The sequence below is a fragment of the Anaerococcoides asporogena genome (assembly GCF_029590275.1).
Taxonomy (GTDB): Bacteria; Bacillota; Clostridia; order Clostridiales; family Clostridiaceae; genus JG1575.
Genome location: NZ_CP120965.1, coordinates 2031920 through 2047799, shown reverse-complemented (window position 1 = coordinate 2047799; position 15880 = coordinate 2031920). Strand labels below are relative to the sequence as shown.

Annotated in this window: 10 protein-coding genes and 1 other annotated feature; of the genes, 9 read left to right on the top strand and 1 reads right to left on the bottom strand. The window is 53.0% G+C overall.

The features are described 5' to 3' along the window. The first annotated feature begins 285 nt into the window (after positions 1-285). The 9 genes from P6M73_RS09515 (at position 286) to P6M73_RS09475 (ending at position 14901) form a co-directional block, all read left to right on the top strand. On the top strand, positions 286-1545 hold the full coding sequence (locus P6M73_RS09515; protein ID WP_277852821.1) for a M16 family metallopeptidase: 1260 nt from the start codon (positions 286-288) through the stop codon (positions 1543-1545). A gap of 131 nt (positions 1546-1676) precedes the next feature. Further along, positions 1677-2369 carry a regulatory protein RecX gene (locus tag P6M73_RS09510; RefSeq protein WP_277852820.1) on the top strand — a complete coding sequence of 231 codons (693 nt, stop codon included), beginning with the start codon at positions 1677-1679 and terminating at the stop codon, positions 2367-2369. A 198-nt stretch (positions 2370-2567) separates the two neighbouring features. Next, a complete protein-coding gene (locus P6M73_RS09505) occupies positions 2568-6905 on the top strand; it encodes a 2-hydroxyacyl-CoA dehydratase (RefSeq protein WP_277852819.1) in 4338 nt (1445 codons plus the stop codon). 135 nt (positions 6906-7040) lie between these two features. Beyond that, positions 7041-7253, top strand: a binding site (T-box leader). A 47-nt stretch (positions 7254-7300) separates the two neighbouring features. Next, entirely contained in the window at positions 7301-7933 is a 633-nt protein-coding gene (locus tag P6M73_RS09500) for an alpha/beta fold hydrolase (protein WP_277852818.1), read from the top strand. A gap of 162 nt (positions 7934-8095) precedes the next feature. Next, positions 8096-10750 (top strand): valine--tRNA ligase, encoded by a 2655-nt coding sequence (locus P6M73_RS09495; protein WP_277852817.1) that lies wholly within the window; start codon positions 8096-8098, stop codon positions 10748-10750. 1 nt (position 10751) lies between these two features. Next, a complete protein-coding gene (locus P6M73_RS09490) occupies positions 10752-11324 on the top strand; it encodes a GNAT family N-acetyltransferase (RefSeq protein ID WP_277852816.1) in 573 nt (190 codons plus the stop codon). A gap of 125 nt (positions 11325-11449) precedes the next feature. Beyond that, positions 11450-12766 (top strand): bifunctional folylpolyglutamate synthase/dihydrofolate synthase, encoded by a 1317-nt coding sequence (locus P6M73_RS09485; protein WP_277852815.1) that lies wholly within the window; start codon positions 11450-11452, stop codon positions 12764-12766. 42 nt (positions 12767-12808) lie between these two features. Continuing rightward, complete coding sequence (gene serS, locus P6M73_RS09480) at positions 12809-14092, top strand: serine--tRNA ligase (protein ID WP_277852814.1); 1284 nt, start codon at positions 12809-12811, stop codon at positions 14090-14092. A 209-nt stretch (positions 14093-14301) separates the two neighbouring features. Continuing rightward, on the top strand, positions 14302-14901 hold the full coding sequence (locus tag P6M73_RS09475) for a GrpB family protein (RefSeq protein WP_277852813.1): 600 nt from the start codon (positions 14302-14304) through the stop codon (positions 14899-14901). A 160-nt stretch (positions 14902-15061) separates the two neighbouring features. On the opposite strand, the gene P6M73_RS09470 is transcribed toward P6M73_RS09475, so the two are convergent. Then, positions 15062-15619, bottom strand: coding sequence for a DUF4364 family protein (locus tag P6M73_RS09470; RefSeq protein ID WP_277852812.1), 558 nt, complete (start codon positions 15617-15619; stop codon positions 15062-15064). Positions 15620-15880 lie beyond the last annotated feature (261 nt).

The following is a 15880-nucleotide window of genomic DNA, read 5'->3' as shown; positions in this document are numbered from 1 at the left end:
CTTAAAAGAAAAGGAGAAAGCCGGGAAAGTCCAATGAAGTCCGGGAATTGCCGGAAGCACGCGGAAGGATTCGGATTGATTCGGAAGGGTTCGAAAGGATCCGAAAGGATCCGAAAGGGTAAGAGGCTAAGGATTGGTATGAGTGGGTTTGGAAATGGAGCAGTATGAGAATCACCCCGAAAGAACCGGAATGATTCTCAAACTTTTGTTTGTGAACGGGAAAGATAGTAATAATTCTTTGGCTGACTTATAATGGAGGCTAGATTGTGAAAAAGGATGGAACATATGCCTGATATTAAAGAACTTTACCTAACAAACGGTCTGCGTTTGATAACTATAAAAAAAGACAGCCAGATCATGGCGCTGAACCTGGGGTTCCGGGTTGGCTCCATGATGGATCCCCCCAAGCAGAAAGGAATGACCCACGTTCTGGAACATATGCTGTTCACCGGAACGACCCGGCGCAGCCATGATGCCATTAACGAAGAGTTTGAGTTTCTGGGCGGCGACGTCAACGCTTTTACGGATCTGACGCAATTGATCCTTTCGGTATCCGCCTTGTCCGGTGAAATGGAAGCGGCTCTGGACCTGGTGTCCGATCTGGTTCAAAACACCGACCTGACTCAGTCGGAGCTGGACCGGGAACGGTCCGTCATACTCAGTGAATATAAAGAAGGGCTGGAGGATCTGGAGACCATTTCCTATGATCTGCTTTATGCCAGGGCCTGGCCGGAGGAGCCGCTCCGGTACGATGTGATCGGTGATGAAGCATCCATCGCGGCGGTGACGCTGGCAGATCTGAAACGCCACCGGCTTCAGTACCTGACACCGGATCAGGCGACCCTGGTGCTGGCTTCCCATGAGCCACATGAAGTAATGCAGGAAAGGGTCCGTCGCTATTTCGAGAGCTGGCCTGCCCGAGGCGTTCAGTCATTTTATTTCCATGATTCGCCAAACCATACCGGAGAATGGGAAACCCCCACAGACTCTTCGGAAATGGCGACGGTGACGCTGCTTTATCATTTTCCGGATCTGGATCCGGCTCAGGAAACTGCCCTGAAAGTGTTGAACCGCCGGCTGGGCGACTCCGACAACTCTCTGCTGTTCCGGGAAATCCGGTTAAAGCGGGGCCTGTCCTATGATATTTATTCGGGGCTGGATCTGACCCCCCACGTACGGACACTGGAAGTTTATTGTGCCACGGAACCGGAAAATGTTCAGATGGTCCTTCAGATCATTCTGAACATCATCGCGGATCTCAAAGCGGGGCGAATTCCCCTGACGGAGAAAGATCTCCAGCTGTCCCAGAAAATGCATCGAACTCATATCGCAGCACTGCTGGACGATACCCCGGCACTGTGCAGCTATGTGGCGGCCAACGCGCTGGATGACCGGGCGCTGCTTCATTATGAGGAAGAGCTCCGGGAGATGGAAAACCTGTCGGTGGATGAACTGCGTCAGGTAGCCCAGCTGGTGTTTTCTACTCCGACGATCTCTCTGCTTATACCACAGCATGACGAAGAAGAGGCTGATTCTTTCGCTTAGAGTGGCAGTCACTCAGGCAGCCAGTCAGCTCACCGGACCCGCCCGCGGCTGTCAGCGGCACAGGGGATACAGCAAGCTGGCTGGCCCAGGGGTTGGGGCCGGCTGCAATCCACGACCAGGAGGTGGCATTGATGCATATTAAACGAATTGAACCGGCGACCGGAAAAAAAGGGTATGTCAAGGTCTCAGCAGCCTGGGAAGAGCATGAAGCGAATCTGACGCCCCAGGACTGGAGCGATCTGATGGAGGACCCCGAATCTCCCGAATTCCTTTTATCTCAGGAAGTCGCATTCCGAAGAAGTCTGCGTCCGGAATCCCGCATCGAGTTGCCGGAGCTGCGCGAACTGATTGTGGAAGATGAACTGGTGAAAGCCCGGGAAGCGGGACTTCACCTGCTTGATATACGTATGCGAACTCGTAAAGAGGTCCGCGACAAGCTGAAGGAGAAAGATTTTTCCGACCGAGCCATTGAGGCGACCCTGGAGAGCCTTGCTTCGTATGGTTTTCTGGATGACGAAAAATTCGCGCAGGCTTATCTGAAAGAACGGATCCGTCAGCGCGGCTCCAGAGCTATCGAACAGGAACTGGCCCAGAAGGGCGTAGATCGCGAGATCGCCCAGGACCTGCTCGAGGACATGAGCGATGCGGAAGAATCCCACGCACTGGCGGCCTGCCGGAAAAAGGTTCTGAGTCTGAAAAACCGAGGATTGGAAGAGAACAAAATTCGGGAAAAAGTTTATCGGTTTCTCCTCTCACGGGGCTATGATTACAATTTGATCAAAAAGGTTTATAATATGACTTTAGAACAGGCTGAGGAAGAATGATTTAACCTCAATTTAACCATCCGGCTCCACTTGCCTGCTATGATGAGATAATAATATCCGCCATCCGGCCGCTGTGCCGCGGGAGCGCCCGCGCCGCCAACCAGCCGAATGAAACAAACGATAAAAAATTTATAACAAATCTCTGTTTTCTGCACCGGACCCGGGTCTGGCTGGCAGACCATCAAAGAGGGGATGTACATGTCATTAAAATACAGTATTGGCCTGGATGTCGGTTCCACCACAGTTAAAATCATTGTTCTCAATGATGAACACGACATGATTTATTCCACCTACCGCCGCCATTTCTCCGATGTGAGAAGTACAGTCCGGGGCATCGTGGAAGAGGTTTATGAATTATTGGGTGATGTGCCGGTGACCATCAATGCAGCCGGCTCCGGCGGATTTGGCGTCGCTGCACTGTTGAACATCCCGTTTTCTCAGGAAGTGATCGCCTGTACCCGGGCGGTGGAGACCTATATTCCGCAGACGGATGTTGCCATTGAGCTGGGCGGTGAAGATGCCAAGATCACATTCTTTGGCAAAGCCATGGATCAGCGCATGAACGGCACTTGTGCCGGGGGCACGGGAGCGTTCATCGATCAAATGGCCAGTCTCCTGAAGACGGATGCTCAGGGTCTCAATGACCTGGCAAAAAATCATACGACCATTTACCCCATCGCAGCCCGCTGCGGTGTATTTGCCAAGACCGACGTGCAGCCCCTGATCAATGAGGGCGCTCGGCCGGAGGACATTGCAGCCTCCGTGTTCCAGGCGGTAGTGAATCAGACCATTTCCGGTCTGGCCTGCGGCCGTCCGATTCGGGGCAACATCGCCTTCTTAGGCGGTCCGCTGTTCTTCTTGTCGGAACTGAGACAGCGTTTCATTGAGACGCTGAACCTTTCCGATGAGGCTGTCATCAGTCCGGAACACTCCAATCTGTTCGTCGCCATCGGTGCGGCGCTGATCTCGGAAGAATCCGATGCGGTGAACTTCTACACCGTGGTCGAGCGACTGCGCAGGAAGCGGGAAATCACACTGAATGAAGTCGAGCGCCTGCGGCCACTGTTTGAAACGGAGGCGGAGCTGACAGAGTTCCGGGCGCGCCACGATCGCGAACGGGTGAACCGGGTAGCCATCGATGAGGTGGAAGGACCGCTCTTCCTTGGGATTGATGCCGGTTCCACCACCTCCAAGGTTGCCCTGGTGGACCGGGATCGGAATCTGGTCTATTCCTTCTACGGTTCCAATGAAGGCAAACCGCTGGATAAAGTCGTCGAAGAGGTCAAGAAAGTATATGAAGCACTCCATGACAAGGTCTGGATTGCCAACTCCTGCGTAACCGGTTATGGCGAATCGCTGATCCGCGAGGCCCTTGGCGTCGACATCGGCGAGATTGAGACCATTGCCCATTACAAGGCTTCCGATCACTTCCTCCATGGCGTGGACTTTATCCTGGATATTGGCGGGCAGGACATGAAATGCCTGCGCATTAAAAACGGCGTCATTGATTCCATTTTGCTCAATGAAGCCTGTTCCTCCGGCTGCGGCTCGTTCATCGAGACCTTTGCCCGGGGACTCAATACCACGCCGCAGGGCTTCGCAGGGGAAGCTTTGACCAGCCGCGCCCCGGTGGATCTGGGAACGCGCTGCACGGTGTTCATGAACTCCCGGGTCAAACAGGCCCAGAAAGAGGGAGCCAGCGTGGGCGACATCTCCGCAGGACTGTCCTACTCGGTTATTAAGAATGCCCTGTATAAAGTTATTAAGATTCGCAACCCCAAAGAAATGGGGGAGAAGATCATCGTTCAGGGCGGTACATTCCATAATGATGCCGTACTGCGGGCCTTTGAACTGGTTTCGGGTGTGCAGGCCGTGCGCCCGGACATTGCCGGCCTCATGGGCGCCTATGGAGCTGCTTTGATTGCCCGGGAACGGTTTGAGGAAGGCCACCAATCGACCCTGCGGAGCCGGTCCGATATCGAACAGTTCAGCTATGAAACGGATCTTCGCCGCTGCGGCCTGTGTGCCAACAACTGTCAGCTTACGATCAATAAATTTACCGGCGGGAAGCAGTTCATTTCGGGCAACCGGTGTGAGCGTCCGTTGGGCAACCTGGAGAAATCCACCATTCCCAACGCCTTTGCCTATAAATTTGAACGAACCTTCAAATACTATAAGCCATTGAAGAAAGAAGAGGCCCGACGCGGCGTCATCGGCATTCCACGGGTGCTGAACCTGTATGAGAATTATCCCTTCTGGCATACGGTTCTGACGGATCTGGGCTTTTCGGTGCTGCTCTCACCCCAGTCGTCCAAACAGCTCTATGAGATGGGCATTGAGACCATTCCTTCGGAATCGGTCTGCTATCCCGGGAAACTGGTGCATGGTCACATTGAGTGGCTGATTCGAAAAAAGCCGGATCTCATCTTCTATCCCTGCATTCCCTTTGAGGAAAAGGAATTCAAGGGAGCTGACAATTTCTACAACTGCCCCATTGTGACCTCCTATCCGGAAGTCATTAAGAACAACGTGGACAATCTCAAGGAAAGCTCCATTCCCTTCCTGAACCCGTTCCTGAACATTGGTGACCGCGACAAACTGGCTCGCCGGCTGTATCAGATCTTCAAGAACCGGTGCGATATCTCCCTGTCAGAATGGGAAGCGGCCTGCCGCAAAGGCTTTGCCGAACGCGATGCGTATAAGGCCGACATTCGCCGGTTTGGCGAAGAAACCCTGGAATATCTCCGCAAACACCAGATCAAAGGCATTGTTCTGGGCGGACGGCCTTACCATGTTGATCCGGAAGTGCACCACGGCATCCCGGAGGTGATTACCTCCTTTGGCATGGCGGTGCTGAGCGAAGATTCCATCTGCCATCTGGACCAGACCGAGGAGCGGCAGCTTCGGGTCGTGGATCAGTGGACCTACCATTCCCGGCTCTACCACGCCGCCTCTGTGGTCAGCGCCCGGGAGGACCTGGAACTGGTTCAGCTCAACTCCTTCGGCTGCGGGCTGGATGCAGTGACGACCGACCAGGTTCAGGAGATCCTCTCCGGCGTCGGCAAGATCTACACCTGCCTGAAAATCGATGAAGGCAACAATCTGGGCGCGGCCCGCATTCGGATCCGGTCGCTCAAGGCAGCCATGGAAGAGCGTCAGCGCAATCAGTACGTACCGGTACCCGAAGCGATTGACTGTACCCCCATCACGTTCACCAAAGAAATGAAAAGGCAGCATACCATTATTTCACCTCAGCTTTCACCCATACACCTCCAGTTTGTCGAGGCTGCTCTCCAGTATTCCGGATTCCGGGTCGTTCTGCTGCCTGAAGTCGACAAAGGTGCGGTTGAAGCGGGTCTGAAGTATGTCAATAATGACGCCTGTTATCCCAGCATCCTGGTCACGGGCCAGCTGATCAATGCGCTGCAGTCCGGTGAATATGACCTGGACAACACGACAGTGGTCATCACCCAGACCGGCGGCGGCTGCCGTGCCACCAACTATGTGGCCTTCATCCGCAAAGCGCTGCGCGATGCCGGGTTTGCCAATGTACCCTGCGTTCCACTCTCGGTTCAGGGATTTGAAAGCCATCCGGGCATGGCGTTTGATCTGCCCACGCTGTCCCGGGCCGCTCAGGGACTGATCTACGGCGATCTGCTGATGCGGGTGCTGTATAAGGTCCGGCCTTATGAGAAGGTCGCCGGTTCAGCCAACGCCCTCTATGACCACTGGGTCAACCGCTGCATCCGGAGCCTGAAAAAGGGCAGTTTCCTGGAATACGAACGCAACTGCAAGGCCATCGTAAAAGACTTCGATGAATTCCCGATCCATGAAAATCTGGTGAAGCCAAAGGTTGGACTGGTAGGGGAAATCCTTGTCAAGTTCCACCCGACGGCGAATAATTCAGTGGTAGACATTATCGAAAGCGAAGGGGCGGAAGCCGTAATGCCGGATCTGATGGATTTCTTCCTCTATTCCGCACTGGATTCCGACTACAAGCATAAGTACCTGGGAGGCTCCATGACCTCAGCCCTGGGCGGACATGCCGGCATTGCCGGTATTGAGTTCTTCCGCAAGGCGATGAAGAAGGCCCTGAAAACGTCCAATCGGTTTTACCCGCCGGCCTCAATCTATGATCTGGCGAAAAAGACCGAACCAATCCTGCAGCTGGGCAACATGACCGGAGAAGGCTGGTTCCTGACCGGTGAAATGCTGGAACTGCTGCATGAAGGCGTCCACAATATTATCTGCATGCAGCCCTTTGCCTGCCTCCCGAATCATGTTACAGGCAAGGGCATGATCAAGAAGCTGCGGGAAATTCACCCCGAAGCCAATATCGCGGCCATCGACTATGATCCAGGCGCGTCGGAGGTCAACCAGCTCAATCGGATTAAGCTGATGCTGTCGGTAGCGTTTAAGAACCTGGCGGGGAAGGAAATCATTGAACTCAATCCGAGCCTGACCCAAAAAGTCGGCAGCCGCCTGGTTGAAGTTTTAGCCAAAGAAGGCTATAATAGCCTCATTGAAGATAACTAATCCATCACCGATGATGAAGGATTCCTTGCGATTCTGATTCATTGCGGCTTTGAATCATTGAGATTCTGATTCGTGAAACCCAGTGATGCAGGGATCTTTATTCCATGAAGCAGACGGCTCCATGAACTGAATAGCAAAAGCGCATACAGAAAAGAGGAGTATGTTCGGGGACCCTTTGCAGAGAATCGATCCAAGGCTGAAAGATCGACAGGGGAAAGGAACGGAAGGTAGCTTTTCGAGCTGTCCCGGAGAAAATTTAGTAACCGGGAACGGTCCGGATGACCGTTATCTGATGAGAGCCCATCTCAGGTGGGAATTAAGGTGGTACCGCGGGTCTTCGTCCTTATGTGACGAAGGCCCTTTTTTATTTTAATTTTTTTGGGGAGGAGCAACCGATGAAAGAAGAAAAAGTCGAACGGCGGATTATCCAATCAGAATACCAGGATTTGAAGATCAACTGCACCTTGCTGGAAAATCCAGACTCAAGAGGCCTGTGTGTCCTTTTCCCGGGGAAGGGTTATACAGTTGACAAACCGCTGCTGTATTATGCCACCCGTCTGGCGATGCAAAAAGGATACAATCTGCTGATTCTGTCCTACGGCGAATTCAGTCTGAATGAGCGCACCAGGCATGCTATGGGAAATCTGGTGTCAGGTGTCGTGGACGAGGTTCTGACCGGAGAAGATCGAAGCGGCGACCTGGTCTTTCTGGGGAAAAGCGTGGGAGCACTGTTTGCCTCGGACGCCGCGCAGCGCCAGAATCAGCCGGTCCGCTGCGTCTATCTGACGCCCATTGATCAGATGGTGGACACCATGGCCCTTCAGATCGGGATCATCAACTTCATGGCCTTCACCGGCAGCGAAGACCACCTGCTCGATCATGAGAAGGCCCTGGAAACCCTCGGCGAGGCGGCTTCCAGGCTCAAGGTTTATCCGGGAGCTGACCACAGCCTCAACGCCGGCACCATTTCGGAATCAGTTCGGATTCTTTCAGATGTACTGGAAGAGATTGGCCGGTTTATCGAATAAGCGGCCTGGCTGATGAGGCATCAGCGAACCATGAACCCAAGACACTGCAACTGGTTTTAAAGTACAAATTTTTGAAACAGGAGTCGCGAAGCCGTCAATTCAGCAGGATTCTGCTGAATCGGGGCGGTTCGAACAGATTGCCTGAAGGAAGGATGATAAAAGATGGAAGACAAGCGCATGAAAACGGATCTGGCGACAACCTATGATCCCAGGCAATTTGAAGAACGACTGACCAAAACCTGGCTCGAGGCAGGCTATTTTTCCCCGACCGTTGATCCGGACAAGAAACCATATACCATTGTCATGCCGCCGCCTAATATTACCGGCAAGCTTCATATGGGCCATGCCCTGGACAATGCACTGCAGGATATACTGATCCGGTTCCGCCGGATGCAGGGATACTCCACGCTGTGGCTGCCAGGCCAGGATCATGCGTCCATCGCTACCGAAGTGAAAGTCGAGAATGAACTTCTGGCCAAAGGGATTGTGAAATCAGAAATCGGCCGGGAGAAGTTCCTGGAGTACACCTGGGACTGGGCGAAAGAATACCGCGAAAAGATTAAGGGTCAGCTGGACCGGCTGGGCTGCTCGGTGGATTATACCAGAGAAGCCTTTACCATGGATGAAAATCTGTCCCGGGCCGTGCGGCACACCTTTGTCAAGCTGTACAACGAGGGACTGATCTACCGCGGCCAGCGGATAACCAACTGGTGCCCCAAGTGCCTGACCGCGATTTCCGATGCAGAAATGCAGTATGAGGAAAGAAACGGCCATTTCTGGCACATCAAGTACCCATTCACCGATGGCTCCGGCTATCTGGAAATTGCCACCACGCGTCCTGAGACGATGCTGGGAGATACGGCCGTGGCGGTTCATCCGGAAGATGAACGGTTCCGTCACCTGGTCGGAAAGACGATCCGGCTGCCGCTGACGGACCGGGAGATTCCGGTCATCGCGGATTCCTATGTGGACATGGACTTTGGTACGGGCTGCGTCAAGATCACGCCGGCCCACGATCCCAATGACTACCAGGTCGGGCTGCGCCATGGTCTCCAGGAGATCGTCATGATGGATGAGGAAGGCCGGATCAACGAAAAGGGCTACGCTTATCAGGGACTGGACCGCTATGCGGCCAGAGAAGCCATTTTGAACGATTTGCAGGCGCAGGGACTGCTGCTCAAAACCCGGGACATCGTGCACAATGTATCAACCCACGACCGCTGCGGCACGACCATTGAACCCATGATTTCCAACCAGTGGTACGTCAAAATGGAACCGCTGGCCCAGCCGGCCATCGACGCGGTTCGCACCAAGGAGATTCAGTTCATTCCCGAACGAATGGAGAAGACCTATTACAACTGGATGGAAAACATTCAGGACTGGTGCATCTCGCGTCAGCTGTGGTGGGGACATCAGATTCCCGTCTGGTACTGCGAGACCTGCGGTGAGGTCATTGCCGCGGAGGAAACTCCGGACTACTGTCCTTCCTGCCGGAGCGAGCGCCTGCGTCAGGATGAGGATGTCCTGGATACCTGGTTCTCATCCGCTCTGTGGCCGTTCTCAACCTTAGGCTGGCCGGAACAGACTCCGGATCTGGATTACTTCTATCCCACCAGCACCCTGGTGACTGGCTATGACATCATCTTCTTCTGGGTGGCCCGCATGATCTTCTCCGGAATGCACAACATGGGCAAAAAGCCCTTTGATACCGTTCTGTTCCATGGCATCGTCCGTGACGAGCAGGGCCGCAAGATGAGCAAGTCGTTGGGCAACGGCATTGATCCGCTGGATGTCATTGACCAGTACGGCGCGGATGCGCTGCGCTACATGCTCGTTACCGGCAATGCTCCGGGCAATGACATTCGCTACAACGACGACAAGGTGGAATCAGCCCGTAACTTTGCCAATAAGATCTGGAACGCATCACGGTTCGCCATGATGAACCTGGATGCCGACCTGATGAAGCGGTATGAGGGCTGTGAGGAATATTCTCTGGCGGATCAGTGGATTCTGCATCGCAACAATGAAGTGATCCGCGAAGTCAGCGAAAACCTGGAACGCTTTGAAATCGGAATCGCACTCCAGAAAGTTTATGACTTCCTGTGGACTGAATTCTGTGACTGGTACATCGAACTGAGCAAGACTGCGTTCACCGGAGCTGATGAAAAGGCCAAAGGCGTCACCATGAACGTTCTGGTCAAGGTGCTGTCGGATGGATTGAAGCTGCTCCATCCGGTCATGCCCTTTATCACCGAGGAAATCTATACCCATCTGACCGGAGAGGAAACCATCACGCTGGCAGCCTGGCCCATTTATGAAGATCGCTTCTCCTTCGGTGAGGAAGCCCGTCATATGGACCATATCATTGCTGCCATCAAGGCAATCCGGACGATTCGGCAGGAAATGAACGTTCATCCCGGCCGCAAAGCCAAGACCTACATTCTACCGGCAGCAGACGCCAGAGAAGCCTTTGGGCAGAGCGGTGCCTACCTGGAACGGCTGGGTTTTGCCAGTGAAGTGATTTTAGTGGAGTCCAAGGAAGGACTGGCCGATACGGTCACTCTGGTCACCCCGGGCGGAGAAATCTTTCTGCCCCTGCTTGATCTGATCGACAAGGAAAAGGAACTGGAGCGTCTGGGCAAGGAAATTAAAAAATATCAGGGAGAAGTCAGCCGGATTGAAGGCAAGCTCTCCAATGAGAAATTTGTGGCCAAAGCGCCGGAGAAAGTAATTACCGAGGAACGGGTCAAATTGGAGCAGTATCGCGATCTGCTGGCGAAAACCCAGAAGAGTTACGACGAAACGCTGGTGCTGTAACATGGAGCTGATGACGGAACGTCTGCTGCTCCGCCCCGTATGCGAGGGCGACATCGAGGAAATCACCAGAATTTGCCAGGACCCGCAGATCTATCAGAACACCTTGCTGATCCCCCGGCCCTATACCAGAGATCATGCCCTGGCGTGGCTGGGAACGATTGAAACCAGCCGCCGCGAAGGGCGGGCCGGACATGATTTCGCGATCTGTCTGAAGGAATCGGGGAAGTTTATCGGAGTGATCGGCCTGTCGCCGTTCAACCGGCATGATGAAACAGAAGCCGGCTACTGGCTGGATCGAACTTACTGGGGGCAGGGCTATATGACGGAAAGCCTGAAGCGGGTGATCGAGTTTGCTCTGACCCAGGGTGTTCACCGCGTCATTGCCAGGCATTTCTCTTGGAACAAGGCTTCCGGCCGGGTGATGGAGAAGGCGGGGATGAAGCAGGAGGGCGTGCTCCGGCAGGCTGTGAAAAAGGACGGGGCATATCTGGATCTCGTCTGCTATGGCATCCTGAAGAATGAAGTCAGAGTCTCCCCGGGACGCGATCGTCAGGGTGATTACAGCGCCCGGTAGGACTGTTGGCAATCAGAACCGGAAGGGGAACCCACGGACCCCTTCCGGCTCTTTCTATGCTAAAATAGACTATATCAAACGAACCGAATCAGAAAATCGGATCGTGCATTCGGAGTATGAGTACTATGGATATTAAAGAAGCAATGGCCTTCATCACCGGGACCCAGAAATTTGGCCAGAACCTGGGACTGTCCCGCATGGAATGTATGCTCAGCAAGTTGGGAAATCCGCATCTGGATCTGCGAGTGATCCATATCGCCGGAACCAACGGAAAGGGGTCGGTGGCTGCCATCACCTCGGAAGTGCTGATGAAGCACGGGTATACCGTTGGATTGTATATCTCGCCCTATATCGAAGAATTTAATGAACGAATCCAGATTAACCGGAAGAATATTGACGATGCCGATCTGGCCTTCTATACGGAAAAAGTCGCGGGAGCCGTGGCCGAGTGCGTTGCGGAAGGCTTGGAGCATCCGACGGAATTTGAGATCATCACCACGGTCATGTTTCTGTATTTTCAGGCAAAGCAGCCGGATTTCTGCGTGATCGAAGTCGGTTTGGGCGGCGATCTGGATTCCACCAACGTGGTTTCACCGCTGCTGTCGATAATAACTTCCATCAGCTTTGACCACATGAATGTGCTGGGAAACACCATTGGCGAAATCGCTCAGGCCAAGGCCGGCATCATCAAACCCGGGGTGCCGGTGGTGGCCTATCCGCAGCTGCCTGAAGCGGAGCGGGTGATTATGGAACGGGCCCGGCTCATGGAGAGCCCGATTGAGTTTGTCGATCCAAATCACGTCTCATTCCTTGGCTTTGCCGAGGAAACAGGGGTTCAGCGAGTGCGTTATGAAGCCGGAACCTGGGACTTTGAAGCGAACCTGCGGCTCCTGGGCGTGCATCAGCAGGTCAATTCCCTGCTGGCGGTGTCGGCTCTGTATCGGCTTTCTCAGGTCGCGGGCCTGAATTTGTTGCCGGATCTGGTCGCCGAAGCAGTGGAGACGGTCCATTGGATGGGGCGCTTTGAGATCATGAACCATGATCCGCTGGTGATCATTGACGGAGCTCATAATGTCGATGGCATCCGGCAGCTCAAGAATTCGCTGAATTTTTACTATCCGGACCGCCCTTATATTCTGATCCTTGGAATTCTGGCCGATAAGGATACCCATCAGATGGCGGATCTGATTGCCCGCGACGCGAACGCTGTGATCTGCGTGACCCCCAATTCTACCCGGGCTTCTCTGGCACAGGATCTCTATCAATACATTCATACATTCAATGACCACGTAACCTGGGAAGAGGAATACGACACGGCGCTGTCCAGCGCGCTGCGGCAATGTCCGGATGACGGTTATGTCATCGCGTCCGGTTCCCTCTATATGGTGGGTGACATGCGGCGCACCATGCGGCAGAGATTCGGTCTGCCCTATGAGCACTAATCGGTTTTAACAAACGGGACGCACAATAAACGGGAGGAAATTATGATAGATATCAAATTGCTCAGAAATCAGCCGGATCTGGTCCGGGAGAATTTAAAAAAGAAATTCCAGGAGGCCAAGCTGCCGCTGGTGGATGAGGTACTGGAACTCGACATCAATTACCGGGCCGCCCTGACGGAAGCAGAAACCCTGAAGAGTCAGCGCAATGCGCTGTCCAAAGAAATCGGCAAGCTGATGGGGCAGGGCAAACGCGACGAGGCGGAAGCGATTAAGGTGAAAGTACAGCAGGAAGCCGATCGTCTGGCGGAGCTGGATGTCGAAGCGAAACGCCTGGCGGAAGAAATCCGGGTTCGTATGATGGTGATTCCGAATATCATTGATGATTCAGTGCCCATCGGCCGCGATGATTCCGAGAATGTCGAAGTGGAACGATTTGGCGAAGCCCTCGTCCCGGACTTTGAAATTCCTTATCACATGGATATCGTCGAAGCCCTCGACGGAGCCAGCATGGATACGGCCCGCAGAACCTCAGGCAATGGCTTCTGGTTCCTGAAAGGCGACATGGCGCGGCTTCATTCCGCCATCATGAGCTATGCTCGGGATTTCATGATTGACAAGGGATTTACCTACTGCATTCCGCCTTACATGATTCGCGCCAACGTAGTAGAAGGCGTCATGAGCTTCACCGAACGCGACAACATGATGTACAAAGTCGATGGGGAAGATCTCTACCTGATCGGTACGTCCGAACATTCCATGATCGGCCAGTATATCGACAGCATCATCCGGCCGGAGGAACTGCCCCTGACCCTGACATCCTCTTCCCCCTGCTTCCGCAAGGAAGTCGGCGCCCACGGCATTGAGGAACGCGGATTATACCGGGTACATCAATTTGAAAAACAGGAAATGATCGTGATCTGCGAACCCGCCGAATCCATGGACTGGTTCCATAAAATGGCAGACATTACGGTGGAGTTCTTCAGGACGCTGGATATTCCGGTTCGCAAGCTCGAATGCTGTTCCGGCGACCTGGCTGATCTGAAGGTCAAATCCGTAGACGTGGAAGCCTGGTCTCCCCGTCAGCAGAAATTCTTCGAGGTCGGTTCCTGCTCGAATCTGGGGGACGCTCAATCGCGCCGGCTTTCCATTCGAGCCAAGGGATCGGACGGAACATACTTCCCCCATACCCTGAACAATACCGTGGTGGCCCCGCCCCGCATGCTCATAGCCTTCCTCGAAAACAACTACCAGGAAGACGGCACAGTCCTGATTCCCGCAGTTCTTCAGCCTTACATGGGCAATAAGACAAGAATCGTAAAGCCGTAAGCCAGTCGGGCACCCGCCCATAGGGAAAGAACAGGAGCTATTCTGCCATTTGACAGGATAGCTCTTGCTGATGACGGGAAAATAAGGAAAGTCCAACCTGAATCCAACTCTTTGGTCATGCCGAATTTCAGGGAGACGCCTTCAATTCTCACCGAGGGTTGCCGGGAACAGATCATGGGAACGACTCTGCAGAATCGAGGTGGTGCGGGATGAGTAAGAAATTGAGTGAAATGACATTGGAAGAACTCTGGCAGTTATTTCCGATTTACCTGACGAAACACCAATCCTGCTGGTCGGACTGGTATGAAGAGGAACTGAATCTCTTGAGGTCTGTCCTGCCATTGGGTTCTGTTTCTCGGATCAGTCACATTGGCAGTACAGCAGTTGATTCAATCTGGGCAAAGCCGATTATTGATATTCTGGTTGAAGCCCGGGATCATCAGGAAGAGATCAGGCGTTGCCTGGCAGCGGCAGGTTATACCTGCATGTCAGAGAGTGAAACCCGAGTGTCATTTAATAAGGGATACTCGGAGAACGGATTTGCCCAGCGCGTATTTCACTTGCATCTGCGTCGGGAGGGAGACCATGATGAGCTGTATTTCCGCGACTATCTACTGACGTACCCGGAAATTGCCGCGGAGTATGAACAACTGAAACTGGCACTCTGGAAACAGTATGAGCATGATCGGGACGGCTACACCAATGCTAAGCACGAATTCATCGCAAGGCATACCCAGGATGCCAGACAGGCATTTCAAGGCAGGTATGAAAGAGCCGCCCTCCCGGATGGCTTCAAACTTCCCACATAAAGAACCGTGATATTTGCTCCGCCAAAGGCGGCGCAGGTGCGATCCACAGGAACTCTCATTTGTGTCTCAGGATTAAAAAAGAACAGGTTTGCATTCAAACCTGTTCTACAATATTTTCTCTATGCCAGCCAGTCTTTGATTATCAGGGACCGACTGGTATTTATTCTTCCCGGGAAGGGGAAGTTTCGGTATCGCGATTGGCGGTTAGAAGGTTAAGGAATTGATAGTAAATTACTTCCGGATTGCGTTTCCAGTTATCGCAGATATATTCGGCATCTGCCTGACTGGGCACTTCAATACCCAGATTGAAAATCATCCGCCGGCCTTCCTTGGCATGAATCTCAACCAGACAGCGGCCGTCCTCTACCGGGGAGTATGAAGCATGGATCGTGTTCTTCTCAATGAGCTCATTCTTCATTTCTTCCATATAGACATCGATCATGGAACGCTTATGGACATCCAGATTCGAGGAGAAGAGTTCCAGCATGGAACGGCCAGAATCTGTAATCTCAACGTACTCATCCAGACCATCCTTGTCCAGGAGAATGAAGCGTCCGTCTTTCAATCCGTAAATGGAATCCTGGAAGTTATAATAGCTCATCAGGAGATTATCCAGCATAATCATGGACAAGTCATGCTTGGTCATGGCATACCGGGCGTTAACCAGGGCGTACAAGATCAATATTTTATTTTCAGCAATGTTTCTATTGTCCTGCATAATGTCCTCCAAAAAACAATCATATATCCTATAATATCACATCAAACACGAATCCCAGGGCAGGGAACTCTGAAATGAGAGAATAATTTCAGCAAATTCCTTGGGCAGAGCATGCGGCCTGACCCGGAAGAAATGATCAAGTGCATTTCTGTGATAGTCAGGCAGAATGCGCCCGGACAAGAAGTGCATAACAGAAGGAATCGAACACTGATTTAAAAAAACCAGTACAGTCAAAACTGAAAGAATATTGAAATCGAATAC